16 protein-coding genes are annotated in these 17,285 nt (G+C 46.7%); 3 read left to right on the top strand and 13 right to left on the bottom strand.

The window, feature by feature from the left end; all coding sequences use genetic code 11:
* Window positions 1-99 precede the first annotated feature (99 nt).
* Together carA and carB are read left to right on the top strand one after the other, a co-directional pair.
* Complete coding sequence (carA, locus tag Vsou_RS07060) at window positions 100-1,155, top strand: glutamine-hydrolyzing carbamoyl-phosphate synthase small subunit (protein ID WP_188603059.1); 1,056 nt, start codon at window positions 100-102, stop codon at window positions 1,153-1,155.
* Window positions 1,145-4,237, top strand: a complete 3,093-nt coding sequence (gene carB / locus Vsou_RS07055) for a carbamoyl-phosphate synthase (glutamine-hydrolyzing) large subunit (protein ID WP_188602900.1) — start codon at window positions 1,145-1,147, stop codon at window positions 4,235-4,237. Before carA ends, carB begins: the two co-directional genes overlap by 11 nt.
* Here carB and Vsou_RS07050 read toward each other — a convergent pair.
* From Vsou_RS07050 to Vsou_RS06995, 12 genes are all read right to left on the bottom strand, one after another.
* Window positions 4,234-5,586, bottom strand: coding sequence for a lyase family protein (locus Vsou_RS07050; RefSeq protein ID WP_188602899.1), 1,353 nt, complete (start codon window positions 5,584-5,586; stop codon window positions 4,234-4,236). The genes carB and Vsou_RS07050 overlap by 4 nt on opposite strands.
* A gap of 32 nt (window positions 5,587-5,618) precedes the next feature.
* The gene (locus tag Vsou_RS07045) at window positions 5,619-6,098 is read right to left on the bottom strand and encodes a PaREP1 family protein (RefSeq protein ID WP_188602898.1); all 480 of its coding nucleotides are present in this window, start codon (window positions 6,096-6,098) and stop codon (window positions 5,619-5,621) included.
* Between the two features lie 76 nt (window positions 6,099-6,174).
* Window positions 6,175-7,281, bottom strand: a complete 1,107-nt coding sequence (locus Vsou_RS07040; protein WP_188602897.1) for a uroporphyrinogen decarboxylase/cobalamine-independent methonine synthase family protein — start codon at window positions 7,279-7,281, stop codon at window positions 6,175-6,177.
* A gap of 42 nt (window positions 7,282-7,323) precedes the next feature.
* Window positions 7,324-8,499, bottom strand: coding sequence for an argininosuccinate synthase (locus Vsou_RS07035; RefSeq protein ID WP_188603058.1), 1,176 nt, complete (start codon window positions 8,497-8,499; stop codon window positions 7,324-7,326).
* A 91-nt stretch (window positions 8,500-8,590) separates the two neighbouring features.
* Complete coding sequence (locus tag Vsou_RS07030; RefSeq protein ID WP_188602896.1) at window positions 8,591-9,697, bottom strand: M16 family metallopeptidase; 1,107 nt, start codon at window positions 9,695-9,697, stop codon at window positions 8,591-8,593.
* Window positions 9,698-9,702: 5 nt separating this feature from the next.
* Window positions 9,703-10,947, bottom strand: a complete 1,245-nt coding sequence (locus Vsou_RS07025) for a M16 family metallopeptidase (protein ID WP_188602895.1) — start codon at window positions 10,945-10,947, stop codon at window positions 9,703-9,705.
* Between the two features lie 327 nt (window positions 10,948-11,274).
* Window positions 11,275-11,586, bottom strand: a complete 312-nt coding sequence (rpsJ, locus tag Vsou_RS07020; RefSeq protein ID WP_188602894.1) for a 30S ribosomal protein S10 — start codon at window positions 11,584-11,586, stop codon at window positions 11,275-11,277.
* A gap of 6 nt (window positions 11,587-11,592) precedes the next feature.
* Window positions 11,593-12,927 (bottom strand): translation elongation factor EF-1 subunit alpha, encoded by a 1,335-nt coding sequence (gene tuf, locus Vsou_RS07015; RefSeq protein ID WP_188602893.1) that lies wholly within the window; start codon window positions 12,925-12,927, stop codon window positions 11,593-11,595.
* A gap of 274 nt (window positions 12,928-13,201) precedes the next feature.
* Window positions 13,202-13,648 (bottom strand): SRPBCC family protein, encoded by a 447-nt coding sequence (locus Vsou_RS07010; protein ID WP_054844257.1) that lies wholly within the window; start codon window positions 13,646-13,648, stop codon window positions 13,202-13,204.
* Between the two features lie 46 nt (window positions 13,649-13,694).
* Window positions 13,695-14,801 carry an MFS transporter gene (locus Vsou_RS07005; protein ID WP_188602892.1) on the bottom strand — a complete coding sequence of 369 codons (1,107 nt, stop codon included), beginning with the start codon at window positions 14,799-14,801 and terminating at the stop codon, window positions 13,695-13,697.
* Between the two features lie 54 nt (window positions 14,802-14,855).
* Entirely contained in the window at window positions 14,856-15,221 is a 366-nt protein-coding gene (locus Vsou_RS07000) for a hypothetical protein (protein WP_188602891.1), read from the bottom strand.
* A gap of 90 nt (window positions 15,222-15,311) precedes the next feature.
* Window positions 15,312-15,839, bottom strand: coding sequence for a MogA/MoaB family molybdenum cofactor biosynthesis protein (locus tag Vsou_RS06995; RefSeq protein WP_188602890.1), 528 nt, complete (start codon window positions 15,837-15,839; stop codon window positions 15,312-15,314).
* 108 nt (window positions 15,840-15,947) lie between these two features.
* Here Vsou_RS06995 and Vsou_RS06990 point away from each other — a divergent pair, with 108 nt between their 5' ends.
* Window positions 15,948-16,754, top strand: coding sequence for an XdhC family protein (locus Vsou_RS06990; RefSeq protein ID WP_188602889.1), 807 nt, complete (start codon window positions 15,948-15,950; stop codon window positions 16,752-16,754).
* A 14-nt stretch (window positions 16,755-16,768) separates the two neighbouring features.
* Here the strand turns inward: Vsou_RS06990 and cutC are convergent, their stop codons facing one another.
* Window positions 16,769-17,284, bottom strand: coding sequence for a glyceraldehyde dehydrogenase subunit gamma (gene cutC / locus Vsou_RS06985; protein ID WP_054844238.1), 516 nt, complete (start codon window positions 17,282-17,284; stop codon window positions 16,769-16,771).
* Window position 17,285 lies beyond the last annotated feature (1 nt).

Genomic DNA, 17,285 nt, shown 5'->3' with positions numbered 1-17,285 from the left:
CTTTATGTATTCATCACCGTGATATAAAAGTCCTAAGAGCAAAACTTATAAGATATTTATAATAAGCCTCCTGAATGATTCGGTTTGAGGGCGCGTTACTTGGTTCTGCAGGATGGAAGTGCGTACCATGGGTACGCCTTTGGCGCTGACAACGAGGCAGTTGGGGAGGTTGTCTTTACAACAGCTAATGTTGGCTATCCTGAGTCCCTAACGGACCCATCATATAAAGGACAGATACTGGTGTTTACAAGCCCACTAATAGGTAATTATGGGGTGTCGCCTGAACAGTGGGAGAGCGATTCCATCCAGGTCAATGGGGCCGTGATCTTTGATCTAACAATGCCGAGCCACTATACATCGATCATGAGCCTAAATGAGTGGTTTAGGAGGGAGGGTGTCCCGGGTATTTATAGGGTTGATACAAGGGCATTGACCATTAAGTTGAGGGAGGTTGGCGTAATGATGGGCGCCATAGCAGACAGCATAGATGGAGCGTTTAGGATCCTTAGGGATGCGCCTAGGTATGATGATATTGACTTCACGAGACTAGTTGCGCCTAAGAACGTGATTTCTTATGGTGATGATGACTCACCATGCATTGGAATAATCGATTGTGGCGTGAAGATGAGTATTGTAAGGAACCTACTGAGGAGGGGGTTCAGGGTTGTTAGGTACCCATGCCACATGTGGAAGAACGCCCTAAATGACTGTGATGGGATACTTCTAAGCAATGGCCCAGGTAATCCGAACCTACTGACTCACTTGAGTGATGTGGTTACTGATATTATTAGGGATAGAAAACCAACCCTTGGAATATGCCTAGGACACCAGGTAATAGCCCTTGGCATTGGGGCTAGAATACAGAAGATGAGGTATGGCCACAGGGCAATAAACAAACCAGTCCTGGACCTTATTAGGAACAGGGTTTACATAACCACGCATAACCACGGCTATGCAGTGGACCCACAGTCAATCAAAGGTACCGGCTTTAGGATATGGGCCGTGCAGCCAGATGACAACACAGTGGAGGGCCTAATGCACGAGAGACTACCAATACTAACGACGCAATTCCACCCAGAGTCTAAACCTGGGCCTCTTGATACGACGTGGATCTTTGACGAATTTGCTAAAATGGTGACTAACCATGGACATTAGGAAGGTGCTTATCATTGGTAGTGGCCCAATTAAGATAGCCGAGGCAGCCGAATTCGATTACTCCGGAATACAGGCACTCAAGGCATATAGGGAGGAGGGCCTAACGACGGTCCTCGTTAACCCCAACGTGGCCACTGTACAGACAACGCATGTGTTCGCCGATAAAGTCTACCTAGTGCCAATAAAGCCTGAGTTCCTGACGATGGTAATCGAGAGAGAAAGACCGGATGCAATTGCCTGCGGTTTTGGCGGGCAAACAGCACTATCGGCATGCATTAACTTGAGTGATATAGGCATAATTAAGAAGTATGGCATTAAGGTCCTGGGAACGCCAATAGAGGGCATTAGGTCAGCCCTGAGTAGGCAGTTGTTTAAGGACTTAATGAATAAGCACGAGATACCCGTACTACCCTCAAAAACCACGTACTCGCTTAATGAGGCATTATTAACAGCCAGGGAATTAGGCTACCCCGTACTTGCGAGGGTATCCTTCAACCTGGGTGGCGCAGGGGCCTTTGTTGCCCATGATGATAACGAACTAGTCAGTAAATACCACAAGTCCCTGGCCATGAGTGAGATCAAGGAGGTCCTTATCGAGAAGTACATAGGTGGTTGGAAGGAGATTGAGTTTGAGGTAATGAGGGATCAGTATGGCGGGTCCGTTGCCGTGGTTTGCATGGAGAACATAGACCCGATGGGAATCCACACCGGAGACTCTGTGGTTGTTGCACCTTGCCTAACTCTAACTAATGACGAGTATCAAAGAGCAAGACTAATATCAATAGGCGTGGCGAGAGCCATAAACCTAGTTGGTGAATGCAACGTCCAGGTTGCAATTAATCCCAGAGGCCAGGAGATGTATGTAATAGAGACAAACCCGAGGATGAGTAGGTCAAGCGCCCTGGCCAGCAAGGCCTCTGGGTATCCACTGGCGTACATAGCGGCCAAGCTAACACTTGGTTATAGATTAAGCGAGTTAATTAATAAGGTGACGGGCAAGACCGTGGCTGCCTTCGAACCAAGCCTTGACTACATCGTTGTGAAAATACCAAGGTGGGAAAACGATAGATTCAGCGTTGATGAGCCCCTGGGCCCGGAGATGATGAGCATTGGCGAGGTCATGGGCATTGGGAGGACGCTTGAGGAGGCTTGGCAAAAGGCCGTTAGGATGCTTGACATCGGTGAACCAGGCCTCGTGGGCGGCAGGATATATAACGAGGCGAGTATTGAGGAGGCAGTTAGGATGGTTAAGGAGAGGAGACCCTATTGGTTCCTTTACGCCGCTGTTCTCCTTAGGGAGGGTTTCTCGGTTGATGAGATTAACGAGTGGACTGGCGTTGATAAGTTCTTCCTTTACTCCATTAGGAGAGTCGTTGACTTCTACGAGGGGTTAAGGAGAGGTGAACCGTTACCACTTGAGGAGGCCTACGTACTCGGCTTCAGTGAGGATCAACTAAGGAAGGCACTTGGTGATAAGCCACTGAAGAGGCAACCTGTCGTTAAGCAAATCGATACATTGGCCGGCGAGTGGCCTGCCGCTACTAATTACCTGTACTTAACCCATGGTGGTGATGTCGATGATGACACGGGGCCCAACGTGGATGCAGTGATCACCGGAGCTGGAGTCTTCAGGATTGGGATTAGTGTTGAATTTGACTGGTCGGTGGTTAACACCGCCCTAATGCTCAAGAGACTTGGTTATAGGATTGGGGTTCTTAATTATAATCCCGAGACCGTGTCCACTGACTGGGACTTTGCTGATAAGTTATTCTTTGATCAACTAACCCCAGAAACGCTAGGTAACATACTGATTAAGGAAAGACCTAAATTCGTTGTTCTATGGGCTGGTGGCCAAATTGGGCAAAGGCTCTATGGTAAAGCCAGGTCTTGGTTAAATAGCGGCACTAGGATACTGGGTACAAGCCCCGAGTCCGTGGATTTAGCGGAGGATAGGTCCAAGTTCTCGAAATTACTTGATGAATTAGGTCTTGATCAACCCCCCTGGGCCTATGCATCTACCATTGAGGAATTAATAGGACTCGTAGAGAGGTGGTTGGACTACCCAGTCATTGTTAGGCCCAGTTACGTACTTGGCGGTACCTACATGGGTATTGCAGGGAATAGGCAGGAATTGCTTAATTACGTTACTAAGGCAGCGAGGATAAGCCCTGAGCACCCGGTTGTCGTGTCTAAATTCATTGGTGACGGCGTGGAGGCTGAGGCTGATGGAACCAGTGACGGTAAGTCAGCCATAGTGGTGCCCGTGGAACACATAGAACCGCCAGGTGTACACTCTGGTGATAGCACAATGGTTATACCACCAAGGGGACTTGACTATAGGCTTAATGAAACATGGAGAACCAGGATGGCTGAGGCATCCCTTAGGATAGCCAGGGCATTAAGTGTTGTTGGCCCATTCAACATGCAGTTCATAGCTAGGGATAAGCTATACATCATAGAGGCTAACATTAGGGCCAGTAGATCAATGCCATTCACCAGCAAGGCAACTGGGGTCAATCTAATGAATCTATCAGTAAAGGCTGCATTAAATGGGCTAAACATGGATAGAGACTTTATGGTGCTTAGGCCTAGGCGTTGGTGGGTTAAGGCAAGTCAATTCGCTTGGAGCAGGGTTAGGGGTTCATACCCAAGGCTTGGGCCTGTTATGTATAGTACGGGCGAGGTTGCATCGAGTGGCAGAGCCCTTGAGGAGGCATTATTGAAGGCATGGCTTTCAACAATGCCGTCAAAGGTACCCAAGAAAAATGCCTTGGTCTATACATACGATGAAAGATTCGTAAAAGCCATCGACGAAATAAGGAACCGCCTAAGCAGGTGGCTTATTGTCCTGGATGACACGGAGGACACTAAGGTATTGCTTAAGCAGGGATCCGTAGACATACTAATCACTGGAGGGGACACTAGGGATGTGGATTACACAACACGTAGGCTTGCCGCAGACACTGCAACGCCAATAATCCTACACCCAAGCCTAGGGCTTGAGTTAACAAGAGCCTTTGAATGGTTAATGAGGAGCGGGAAGTATGTAATTGAGGAGTTACTAGAGACCGAGCTTAGTTAGGTGTTGAGTAGTTTATTCTCGATCTCGTCAAGTTTATTAATAATGGAATTCACCCTTCCTGTTAACTCTCTAACCTCATTAAGCCTAGCCGTCGCATGCTCAGTAATGAGGCTTGGATTTGATGAACCATGCACAGGCTTCATCAGCGCATTATTCACATCAAGGCCAACCCTAGTGCCGCTCCTTAATCCCCTGGCCACCTCATTATACACATCCCTAAACGGTCTCCCCTCCCTCATTGCCACCACCTCCGCGTACTCGGCAGCCGTGACTACATACTTATTTAGGGACTCCTTAACCCCTTCATCATTAACCTTAACGCTACTTATGAAGTCCGTAAACATCGAGAGACCCTCACTGGCAATCCTAATGATTGACCACAAGTGCCTAGTTAATTCCTGAAGATCAAGTTGATAACCCGACTCCACAGGCCTTAGTATTGAGTACATAGCCATTAGGTGACCCACGGCCTCCCCAATCCTAGCCCTAAAAACCTCCAGAGTGGCTGGATTCCTCTTATGGGGCATGATACTACTCGTGGCTAGGTGGCTCGGGTCAGCACTTACATAACTTAGTTGCGGCATCAGCCACATCTCAAGGTTATTAATGAACCTGCCAATCTCAACCAAGTAATTAACGATTATTGACGCCGCCGATATAATGAAGTACCTGGAGCCGGTCGCGTATATCGTATTATCGACAACACCGTCAAACCCCATCTCCTTGGCCTCCCTAAACCTATCGATACCAACCATGGTACCGGCAAGCGGCCCAGAACCCAGTGGCGACTTATTTACCAATTCAAACACATGCATTAATTCGTTGAGGAAGTCCCTCGTTAAGTCGTCCAGATAAAGCATGTAGTGACCCAGCGTAGTCACTTGAGCTGGCTGCCTATGGGTAGAGCCTATGATCACCTTATCATGCCCCTCAACAGCCTTGTTAAGGGCGACCTCCCTAAGCCTGAGCGTAGTGAGCATTAGGTCAAGTAAGGCCCTCCTAAGCCTAAGCCTAATTGCTGTTGTCACGTGGTCATTCCTAGACCTGCCAATACCAATCCAACCACCAATGCTACCCAATCTCCTGATCAATTCTGCCTCGATATACTCATGGACATCCTCATAACCAGTCAATTTACCTTGCTCATAACCACCACGCCAAATATCCCTAAGGGCATCCCTAATCCTCCCAGCCACATCACTGTTAATCACGCTAATTCTCTCAAGCTCATTAACATGCGCAATGAGAGTAATTATCACGTACTTAAAAATCTCGGAATCATCGATAATTGATGACGTATAACTAATCTTATCAATACTTCCAGCCCCAAGTAACTCCCTGCGATACACAGGGTTAAGTCAGAAGTCACGTTTTAAGTATTTCATTGACCAATGCTACGTAGAATGTCCTCCATCTCCCTAATTAATGTCTCAATATCTCTCCTAGCAGAATCATCGTCTCCGTAAGGGCTAAGGACCCTCTCCGGGTCAGGGCCATTGTACTGATACTGATGAATCCATAAGGCCTTATCCGTGAGTAGGTCAACCTTACCGCCGATGATCATAGCCACATCCTTCAGGTAACTCGTCGGCATAACCGCTATTACCCAATCAACCCTATCAACACGCTCTCTCCTACCCCTCAACCTAACCTTACCACTAAAGACCTTACTTAACTCATCCCTCTTATCAACAGCCAATGCAGCCACTAGGGCCTTCCACGCTTGAAATGCTTTACTAGCCGCATTCCTAATAAGACCCTCCTCAAGGAACCTCTTAGCAAGCTCTAACTCACTTCTGGCTTCGTCAATTCTAATTTTCCTGTACTCCTTAGGGCTATACCATGGCTTCGGTAACTGCATTAAAGATCCCCTAGTAAAAATAAGATGAAGATTAATAAGTCTACCTAGTGTTTTAACATGCCTAACAATGAGAAAATTATTGAGAACCCTTTACTGCGAGTACCATATTTCTTAATTTACGTCGCGCAGATTCGGGAGTCTGCACGGGATTAGTGGCGCTCGAAGCAAAGCCGCATCCAGGGGCTACCATTAACTTACTTGGGTCGTCGTTGACCACCCCCAACGCCGCCTCATACCTTCTCCTAATGACCTCCACGGGCTCCACATTCCTCGACTTAACGCTAACAATGCCAAGCGCCAGTTTCTTGTCCTTGGGTACCGCGTATTGCTTGAAGTACTTTAGCTCCTCAAAATCCCTAATACCATCAAACACCTCAAATGGCCCCAAAACACCGACCTTCAAGTCATAGAGCTCAGGCAATGCATCATCATAATGACCAAGCGTATTAAATTGCGAGTTGTTAAAGTTCCCCCAGCAAGAGTGGATCTCAAGGTACTCGGCAGGTAATTTAGAGAGAAGCTCATTGTTAAGCTCCACGGCCCTCCTAACACGATCCCTCGCTCTGTTCTTGTCTGGGTTATACTCACCGTAAACATCGAATTGCAGTATATCTGGTGCATCAAATTGGATAACGTCAGCGCCTGCATCAAGCGCCGCCCTAACCTCGTTAATTATTATCCTCTTAACATCATCCAGGTAATCATCAATTGTTGGGTAATACTGCCTGACTTGTTGACGGTACTTTTCAATGAGTTCTCTGGGCCTCGCAGGTATCCAGTCGGGATCTGGGTAAACCCTAGCCATGAAACTCGGTGCGAGTATCGTCACTTTAATCCTCCTCCTAACGCCAATCTTCTCAAGGGCCCTCTTGATTCCATCGACTTCCCTAGCCAGTATTGGTTTGTTTGGATCGTACCCTATGGTCCTCGATATGACTGGTATGAACCTCCTATCGCCGGCTGAATTCTCCCAATAAAGCTCTGTGACACCAAAGCCTGGTAGTTCCGTTAAGTCGCTAATGAATGATTGACGTCTGTACTCACCGTCATTAACTTCATCAAGCCCAATCTCGACCTGCGCCCTGACTATGTCCTCAATGGCCTTGTCTAGGTCCTGAGAAGCTAGGTTTAGCGGCCTTGGTAAACTACCCACATGCGTAGTCCTGACCTCTGAAGAACCCATATTGATGTATTTTTAACTGAGGGCTTTTTAACAATAGTTTCCCTAGGCTTTATGCCTGGTTCTATAGGCGGTTAGTGAGTGTAGTACATGCATCCTTATGAAGCCCCTGGCCTCCTCCTCGCTTGGGTACCAACCACTCACGTAATCGACAAGATCCTTACTATAGCTTGCGTATGGGCTCTCCCTACCAATAATCGTTAAGCCACCAAAAACCTTAACCTTAACTACACCACTAACCCACCTATTCATGGACTTAGCGAAATCGCTAAGCTCCTCACGCAGTGGCTCATGCCATAAACCACCATAAACCAGGTCAGTCCATTCCTGATCAATAAACTTCTTGAACCTATACTCAAGCGGCGTATAGATGAGCTTCTCCAGATCCCTATGAGCCTCAATAAGCGTTAATGCAGCTGGTGCCTCGTATACCTCCCTGGACTTAAAACCAACGACCCTATTCTCTACGTGATCAACCCTGCCAAAACCATGCGCACCGACCACCTTATTTAGGAGCGATATCAAACCAACTAGGTCCATCCTCTCACCATTGACAGCCACGGGCAGGCCCTCCCTAAACTCAACCTCGAGAATCAGCGGTTCGCTGACCTTCTCAGGCGGTACAGTCCACTTAAAGGCGTCCTCAGGGACCTCAGCACTAGGGTCATCAGTCTCATGGCCCTCTATACTCCTTGACCAAAGGTTATCATCAATACTAAACCTACTATGTATATTGGGTATTGGTATACCGTGTTTCTTGGCGTACTCAACCTCCTCGGCCCTATTCATTCCCCAAATCTTCGCTGGTTCTATTATCATGAGGTCAGGCGCCAACGCCATCAACGTCTCATTGAATCTGACCTGGTCATTGCCCTTGGACGTGGATCCATGAGCCACGGCATCACAACCCTCCCTTTTAGCCACTTCAATGATCTTCTCGGCAATTAATGGCCTAGCCAGTGCCGTCCCCAATGGGTACTTATCCTCATAGAGAGCATTAGCCATTATTGCCATTGCTATGGGTCCCTCGGCGAAGTCCTTCTTCGCATCAATGGCGTAGTGCTTAACCGCACCAGCCTTATATGCCCTCTCCTCAATGTCCTTTAAGTCATCGTCCTGCCCAACATCCACCGTAACTGTTATAACCTCGGCATTAAACCTCTCCTTGAGCCAGCGAATGGCTACTGTTGTATCAAGACCTCCTGAGTAGGCAAGCGCGATTTTACTGGGTTTCCTAAGTACCGGTTTAAGGAATTCACGTCCTTCCTAAACCCTATGTATTAATAAGCCTTACCCTCAATAACCTATATAGTTAACCAACCACTGCGATGGTGGGTTTCGAAAGATTCCTTAATTCCCTCGAAATATCCTCAGATCTTAACCTACTTATATAATCAATGAACCTCTCATAATAATCAGTTGGTAAGTCGTAGGTTGGTATCACCGAATAGAGCATCGTTAAACCCTCCGGTGACTCACCAGTTACCTTAAGCCTACCAACCCTATTCCTAACAGCCATCCTTAACTCCTCCTCCGAAATGACCGAGTTACTCATAACGTTGAGCATTACATTAAGGGCATCCCTAAGGACCTCCCTGCGCACACCAGCCATTGCAATGAGGACTCCTGAGCTACCCAACGGCCAATACATGGAGTACGCATAGTAAGCTAATCCCCTCTTCACTCTAACCTCCTTGTAAAGCCTCGATATTAGGCCCATGCCGCCAAGTATAGTATTCATCACCGTAACTCTGAAGGAACCCTCAAGGTCCATAACATCATAACTTGGATATGCAATGGCCACCGTGGTCTGCACCTTACCCTCAAGCCTAATATCGACATCACCACTCCCAAATCTGTTAATGGGCACCTTAACGTAGCTCGTGAACGGCAGGTTAATCTCCAAGTGATCTTCTGGAGTCACTACAGTTAATGATAACACCCTTAATGCATCAATGGCGCCTTTAATATAGTCCTTCGTAATATCACTAAACTTATAATCATAAGCAATTGGATGCCTTGAGTATGGGTGATCATTAAATAATACCTTCAACGCCTCAGCCACTGACCTGACCGTCGTATCCTCTCTATTGATGATTACGCTCGTCCTTGCCTCTCTAATAGCGTCATCAAGCCTATCAATGAACGGGTTCAGCAGCATGTCCTCGATAAGCTTCATGGCCTTATTAATGACGGAGTATCTAGCCTTAACCCTAAGGGTTAATGCGTCAAGCCCCTTTTCAAAGGAGAATGATATCCCAATCCTCTCAAGTTCCTTGGCGTAACCACTCATCCTCCATAGCGGTATCAATACATTTGTAATCCCAGGATGAAGCTCCTGCAGCGAGCCTAGGTTTAATTTAATGTCGAGTACGACCACGTCCTTAACAGGCGACCTAATGAATAATTTGTTTGCCATGGTTATCACCTATAAATTATCGATATAGACCTACCTAATAATTTATCCACAAAATTCACATACTCGGTGTCGCCTATTTTCGTGGCATTCTCAATTATCGAGACTAACATCCTCGGATCACCCATAAATAACTGCGATAAACCGTAAATCTGACCTAACTTACTTGGTGAGTCCATGGAGAAGGCTAACCTAGTCCTTATTCTCTCTTTGGCAAAGCCCAGCTCATCTTCACTCGGTCTCTCCGCAATCAATTCCTCAACTCTCATAATCACCTTGTCGGGGTCCTTAACATTATAAATGATTATGGAGTATAGGTTATTCATGTACGTTACCTCATAATAACTATAAACAGCATCTCCAAGGCCCTCCTCAACAATCCTGTATAGCCTTGATGATCTTGGAACAGCCATGGGCTCCCTACTCGTTAAGCCATAGACAAAGGCCCTATCACCCGAAACTACGAAATCCATGAGGATAAGTCTCCTCAAGCCATCAATGTCGTGTGCCCCAGGGACTTTGAACGTGATTAATAGCCTGGGTGTCTCGTCGCTTAATGCCTTTAACTCAACCCTGACTCTACCCTGTAATCCATCATCCCAGGGCTTAACGGCTCCTGATTCACCACCGGATCCTATATTGCCGAAGTACTTATTGGCTAGTTCCGTGGCTTTATCCTCACTCAACCCACCAACCACAACCAACACAGCATTACCAGGGTTATAATAACGCCTATAATACCTAAACAATTCATCCCTGGACACCCTATTAAGGTCATCCCTCAAACCAATGACCGCATACCTATATGGATGTGTGTCCCAGGCAATCATCGAGGCCCTATACATGAGTCTGAAGTCTGGGTCGTTCTCATTCATATCAAATTCGCTAAGCACAATCTTCCTCTCTAGCTCGAATTCGCCAGAGTCAAAAGCCGCATTTATCATTCTCTTACTCTCAATTTCAAAACCCAACTCTGCATACTCCGTGGGCAGTACCTCGACGTAGGCTGTGTAATCGTAATTCGTAAACCCATTAAAATAACCACCAACACCTTCTATTAACTCATCGACACTGCCTCTCAATCCCTCAATCCTCCTAAAGAGCATGTGCTCAACCAAATGCGAGCCCCCAAATACGCCTGGGTACTCATTCTTGGCGCCCACGTTGTAGAAGGCATAGATCGCAACAACGTCAATGGGCATGTGATGAGCAATCACCGTCAGTCCATTACCCAACCTGAAGATACGCACCATACAAGGGGGTAATAGGGTAAGGAGCCATAAAAGGATTACGAATGATGAGTGTCGAGTTTGGGGAGCGATGAGGAATCGGTTCTATACTGAAGCATTTAATAGGGTTGTGAGAAATACCTATCTCTTTAGTTAAGATCCAGGGATAAGACTTTTTACCTTTAATGCGTGATTAATTTGTGTGACGAGTTTAGAGCCCTCTGAGTTATGTTTCCCTGTTAAATGATGAGAGGCTGAGAGCTGAATTATTAAGTGGTTTTGTAATATTGGATGAATATGTTTGGTCGGGTTTAAAATTGGAGAAATTAGGCCGTTCTCGAGGAGGAAACGCTAATCAACTAGTTCTATCTCTATTTTTATATTCTCGGGGACCCTCATCCTCATTAACTGCCTAATGGCCCTCTCGTCAGCATCTATGTCTATTAATCGCTTGTAAATCCTCATTTCCCAGTGGTCGAATGTATGGTATCCCTGACCACTGGGTGCCCTCCTAACAGTAACCATCAATCTTCTCCTGGGCAGTGGTATCGGCCCCGATACCTTAACACCCAGTTTCCTGGCTATGCCCACTATTTCACTGGCTAGGTTGTCAACCTGCTTGTTGTCTGTTCCCCAAATGCGTATTCGCGCCTTTCTCGGCATTAATCATCACGCCTTAATTTCAACCTTCTTCGGCTTAATCTCAATTATCTGCCCAGCAGCTATTGTCCTACCCATGTCCCTAAGGGCGAACCTACCAAGCCCTGGGAAGTCACTGTACTTCTCAACAACCACGTCCTTAAGCGGCTTAAGCCTAACAACCGCCACATCACCTTGCTTAACAAACTGAGGCTTCTGCTCCACGGTTTGGCCAGTCCTTGGGTCCAATCTGGCGATTATTTCAATTATCTGCGCAGGCACTGTGGCTGTGTGCACATGAAGCACTGGCGTATAGCCGGGGCCTACCGCAGTTGGATGCCATAACACCGCCAGTCTAGCCACAATCTCCTCAGCAACCGTTGGTGGGTTAGCCAGGTGACCCATCACATCGCCTCTCTTCACATCATCCTTCTCAATACCCCTAACGTTAATACCAACGTTATCTCCCGGTTGTGCTTGCTCTAACTTCATGTGATGTGTCTCAATACTCCTAACATCGCCGACCTTGGCAGGCGGCATGACCACGACCCTATCGCCAACCTTCAGCACTCCAGTCTCGATCCTGCCAACAACCACTGTACCGGCTCCGGTTATTGTATATACATCCTGTATTGGCATCCTGAATGGCTTGTCGGTTGGCCTAGGCGGTGGTTGTATGGCGTCCAGGGCCTCTATTAGTGTTGGTCCGTTGTACCACGGCATGTTGCTACTTTTCTCCTTTATGTTATCACCCTTCAATGCACTGACCGGTATGAAGGGTATCTTAGATGGGTCGTAACCAAGTAGCTTCATGAACTTACCAATCTCTGCCTTAATCTGCTCGTACCTCTTCTGGTCGTAGTTAACTACGTCCATTTTATTAACAACTACTATTAACTGCCTAATACCCAACGTAGCAGCTAGGAATAGGTGTTCCCTGGTCTGACCCTGTGGGCCTATTCCTGTCTCGAACTCGCCGGGCCTCGCTGATACAACGAGCATGGCGGCATCCGCCTGGCTAGCGCCAACTATCATGTTCTTGACGAAATCCCTGTGCCCTGGCAGGTCTATGATTGTTATGAAGTACTTGGGCGTCTCGAAGCCTACGTGCATTGCCTCAATCGTGACACCCCTCTCCCTCTCCTCCCTAAGCCTGTCTGTTACCCAGGCATAGACGAAGTCCTCCTTACCCATCTTCTTTGCTTGCTCCTCAAGCTCCTTGAACCCCTTTTCATCAACATAACCAGTGGCTACCAGCAGGTGGCCCACCAGTGTTGATTTTCCATGGTCGACATGCCCTATAACCGCTAGGTTAAGGTGTGGCTTTTGTAAAGCTGAGTCCTTAGGCTTCAGTATCAGGCTCATACCTATCAAGACCGAGTTGTGAAAATAAAAATTAATAAGTTTTTGGGTTTCGATCACCGACATGGACAAGGTTGAACGACGCCCTTAAGTAAGTATTGCCTTTAGTGATTTTAACTTCTCCTGGAGAGGTATAGATGGTTGCTGTCAATTTAGTGGTTCCTCTTGGTGGAGATTTAAGTGCTGTCTCCCTGCCCTGAAGGGCAGGGTTTTCCTTTGTAACGAGAAATAAGTCAATGCCTAACTCATTGAGAGTTTTAGTTAACCACATAAGTCATCATGAGAGCCTCTGCCTGAGTTTCTCCACGCTATCCTGGACTATTTTCTGAGCCACTGGGTCTAGCACCCTGGCTCCCATTGAGCCTATTAAACCACCCACATTCCCATCAAAGTACCAATTAACCTTGGTCCTACCTGAGCTTGGTTCCTCAAGCCTGAACCCAATCTCGAAATCCATGGTACTCTGCATACCCGAGCCCCTACCAACGACCTTAGCACTCTCTGGCGGCTTCTTCTCGGTAAATTTAGCGGTTATGTTTATTGTACCCTTAACAGCCCCAACACCCATGCTAGCCCTAACCTTAAAGTTATCAGGGTCGATGACGTCCACGGACTCAACGCCGGGTATTATTGAGGCTATGTTCCTCGGGTCAATGAGGAAGTTATAGACAAAGTCCCTGGACTTATCAACCTCAAAGGAACCATCATAATGAACCCTCGCCATACAATGAACCAGTGCTAAACCCATTTATAAGTAATTCTAACGGTACTTAAATCAATAGGGCAATTATTGAGGCAATGCAGGACATCAGTAATAGGGTGGGTGTCGTGATAAATCCTGCACTAAGACCATATACTGATATTAATATTGAGACCAAGTAAGTAATCAAACCACCCAGTGAACTAGCCACGTGGTAAGAAACGCCGGCACCAACGTGCCTAACATCACCCCTGAATAACGACACCAGGTACAGTGATTGTGGCGCGTAGGTTATGGCATCAACCACGCCAAAAAGAACAAAGAGGAGCAATGGCTCTATCCTAAACATGAAGGTATTTACCAGGGAGAAAAGAGCGTAGCCAAGTAACAACGCCTTAGTTGGGCTCACCCTAGTCATGATTACCGACATTATTAACGTGAATATCAATAGGGAGGCCGTGGCCGTGATTATTAGGCTTGAAACCTCATGCGCACTAAAGTATAGGAGAAATACGGAGGTGTATACGTAAAAACTCGAACTCTCACCAAACTTAACACCAATCGCCTTTATAACCTTCTTAATATCCTCAATGTGAAGGGTCGGTTTCCAATTAATGAACCCAACACCCTGATCCTGCGAAAGTACTAGGATTATCATGGCTGATGAAAGGCTTAGTAATGACCCTGTCAATAATGCCAATCGCCATTGAATAACTGCGAATACCGTTAACAACATGCCCAGTGGCACACCAAGTTGTATTAAGCTCGTTAAAAACCTACCAACACCACCCCTCACGGATTCGTAGGTTAATATCGAAGCCGAAGCCCACTCACCACCAAGTGCTATTCCCTGAGCGATTCTGTCGATCAATAATTCATACACGGCATACCAAGCCTTTCCGATTGTTGATATTAAAAGCGTTGAAGTGCCCATAACCACGAGGGTCAACACTAGTGATAACTTACTCGAGAATTTATCGCCAATTAAGCCAAAGACGTATGCACCAATGGGTCTTGCGATAAATGCTATGAATATCGTAGTGAAGGACGGTAATAGGCCTAAATGTAATGCTGACCTTGTAAGTATTATCGATGCAATAACATTGTAGGCTAGGAAGTTGTACCACATCGATACCGTGCCCACCACATTAAATAATGCTACTATTAAACTCCTCATGTACTTAACCTTGAATTACATAAGGCATTACTTGAATTTTACGGATTAATTCACTCATGAATTAATAATTATCAATATGGTGGTTAGGAATAATATCACGTCAGTCGTTAAGCAATACATGCAGTAAGCCCTATGGCTTACTTGTAGGTATACGCCATAAACGCCAATCAATAACCCAATAATTGATAGGACCAGGGCAATCATTAAAGCACCCATTATTATTGAGAGTCCTATTAGGAATAGAACAACAACAGCCCCAACAGCCAACAACAACCTAATTCTCCTCGGCACTATAAAGTTGAAACGCTCACAGTGAAAGATGCCAGGTAGGCATACGTTAACGTACTTCACATTCTCATACGTGTAATATATCATCAATCCTGAACCTGTCAGTGGTACTATGGCTAGTAACGGTGTCATTAATGAACCAATGCATTAAGGCGTTAAAATTAATGAGAATTAATGCAGAATATGCATTTTAATTTAAATATTAAATAGTGAATACCTCAATCATGATCTAATTATGTAAAGTATGTGGGGCAGTTCCTGGAGTATTATTTCAAGTCCAGTCCTAACGCCATCTGGCGAACCAGGTAGGGCCACTATTAACCTGCTCCTTGCGATCCCAGCCGTAGCCCTCGTCATTATCACGCCGGTACCAATCCTCTGATAACTAACCTGCCTAAACAACTCGCCAAAGCCCTCAAGCTCCTTCTCAAAGAGAGGCCTAAGGGCCTCTATTGTCACATCACTCCTGGCAAGCCCCGTACCACCCGTGAGGACTACCACGTCCACATCATCACGAAGGAGGAGCGAATCAACGAGCGAGCGAATCATGACCAGGTCATCCTTTATCAACTCCCTACCAACAACCCTATGTCCAACCTGTCTGAGCATGGACTCTGCCAGGTCCCCCGATTCATCGGTGTACGGTTGACCACTCACCTTTGCGTTATAGCGTGACGTGGATACCGTTATCACGAAGAAATTGGCAGTCTTAGGACCGGCCTCCCTATGCATTGTTCTTGGTACGCTCATTAAAGAAGGCACTCCATAACTTGGTATTTAAGGACTTCATCTGGCTTACGCATAATTATTCATTAACTGCGTAAAAACACTTATTTAACCCGATTAATCAGCAAGTTGGTGTCTTCCTGCGAATTCTTCAGGGCCTTGACTAAGGTCAGCTCAGAGGGTGATAGGATAGTTATTGTTAAAATGGTTGTTGGCAATAATGTATTATCCGATATAATAGTTAATGGAAAGTCCCTGCTCGGTATTGTGACCAATAAGGAGGTCCTGGAACTAGCCAACAAGGTATTGACCGAGGGAAGGACCATTGAAACCGTAATAAATGGTGTCAGGGTTATTTTAGAGCCCGTGGAGCCGAGGCCCACGGTAATCGTGGTTGGTTCAGGGCTCATCGCTAAGGCTTTAGTCGATGTGGGTAATGCCATTGGCTATTACGTGGCTATCGTGGGAAACGGCGACATAGATAAAGATCGCTTCAGCAACGCGTACTTCATAACCAATGATCTCAGGGACCTCGAGAAGCTCGTTGATGAGAACTCCATCGTAATAATAGCGAATGAGGGCGGCAAACCCTATGACACTGAGGCCCTCTACATAGCCCTTAAGCACAATGCCAAGTTCATAGGCCTACTCGCAAGCCAGAGGAGGGCGGCGGTTATGATCGCGGACATGGTCAGGAACGGGATAAGCCTTGACTACGTATTAAACAAGCTACACTCACCAGTTGGACTTGATATTGGTGCCAAGACCGCAGGCGAGATCGCCCTCAGCATACTCGCTGAGGTTATGATGTTCATCAGAAACGCAAGCGGCAAACCAATGCGTGAAATTAAGGACCCGAGGAAACTCGTCAAGGACGCCCTCGAGGGCAGGATACAGGAACAATCATGTTCGTGGCAACCCACCGAATTTAAACTCTGAACCTTCCTCCTGGCTTATTGTGTAGCCTTTAATTCCTTCAATTTCTGGATAGCTAACTTAACGGCCTCGATTATGTTCTGATAACCGGTACACCTGCACAGGTTTCCCGACAAGCCCCTCCTAATCTCCTCCTCAGTTGGGTTCGGATTCTCGCTCAGCAGGTAATATGTTTCCATTATGAAGCCAGGAGTACAGTAACCACACTGCAACGCATGCTTTTCCCAATAAGCTTCCTGTATTGGGTGTAGCTTGCCGTCCTTAGCCAAGCCCTCTAGCGTCAGTATCTCCGCGCCATCCGCCTGGACCGCAAGTACCTGGCAGGACTTGACACTGACTCCATTCATTATGACAGTGCATGCGCCGCAATGCCCAGTGTCACAGCCGACATGCACGCTGGTGAATCCGAGGTCCTCCCTGAGGAAGTGAACGAGTAGTTTCCTCGGTTCCACCTCCCTCTCATACCAAACACCGTTGACCTTGATCCTAATCCTAACCTTCTCCTCCGGCCCTACCTTGAGTGCCGCTGCCATT

This window comes from Vulcanisaeta souniana JCM 11219 (assembly GCF_026000775.1).
GTDB lineage: Archaea > Thermoproteota > Thermoprotei > Thermoproteales > Thermocladiaceae > Vulcanisaeta > Vulcanisaeta souniana.
The sequence above is the reverse complement of the archived record's forward strand: the minus strand, read 5'-3'. Positions and strand labels throughout refer to the sequence as shown.

Excerpts from the sequence above, each read along its gene's own strand:
- carB (WP_188602900.1), top strand. The coding sequence starts at position 1,145 with ATGGACATTAGGAAGGTGCTTATCATTGGTAGTGGCCCAATTAAGATA.
- Vsou_RS07045 (WP_188602898.1), bottom strand. The coding sequence starts at position 6,098 with ATGCAGTTACCGAAGCCATGGTATAGCCCTAAGGAGTACAGGAAAATT.
- Vsou_RS07040 (WP_188602897.1), bottom strand. The coding sequence starts at position 7,281 with ATGGGTTCTTCAGAGGTCAGGACTACGCATGTGGGTAGTTTACCAAGG.
- Vsou_RS07030 (WP_188602896.1), bottom strand. The coding sequence starts at position 9,697 with ATGGCAAACAAATTATTCATTAGGTCGCCTGTTAAGGACGTGGTCGTA.
- Vsou_RS07025 (WP_188602895.1), bottom strand. The coding sequence starts at position 10,947 with ATGGTGCGTATCTTCAGGTTGGGTAATGGACTGACGGTGATTGCTCAT.
- rpsJ (WP_188602894.1), bottom strand. The coding sequence starts at position 11,586 with ATGCCGAGAAAGGCGCGAATACGCATTTGGGGAACAGACAACAAGCAG.
- tuf (WP_188602893.1), bottom strand. The coding sequence starts at position 12,927 with ATGAGCCTGATACTGAAGCCTAAGGACTCAGCTTTACAAAAGCCACAC.
- Vsou_RS07010 (WP_054844257.1), bottom strand. The coding sequence starts at position 13,648 with ATGGCGAGGGTTCATTATGATGGTTCCTTTGAGGTTGATAAGTCCAGG.
- Vsou_RS07005 (WP_188602892.1), bottom strand. The coding sequence starts at position 14,801 with ATGAGGAGTTTAATAGTAGCATTATTTAATGTGGTGGGCACGGTATCG.
- Vsou_RS07000 (WP_188602891.1), bottom strand. The coding sequence starts at position 15,221 with ATGACACCGTTACTAGCCATAGTACCACTGACAGGTTCAGGATTGATG.
- Vsou_RS06995 (WP_188602890.1), bottom strand. The coding sequence starts at position 15,839 with ATGAGCGTACCAAGAACAATGCATAGGGAGGCCGGTCCTAAGACTGCC.
- cutC (WP_054844238.1), bottom strand. The coding sequence starts at position 17,284 with ATGGCAGCGGCACTCAAGGTAGGGCCGGAGGAGAAGGTTAGGATTAGG.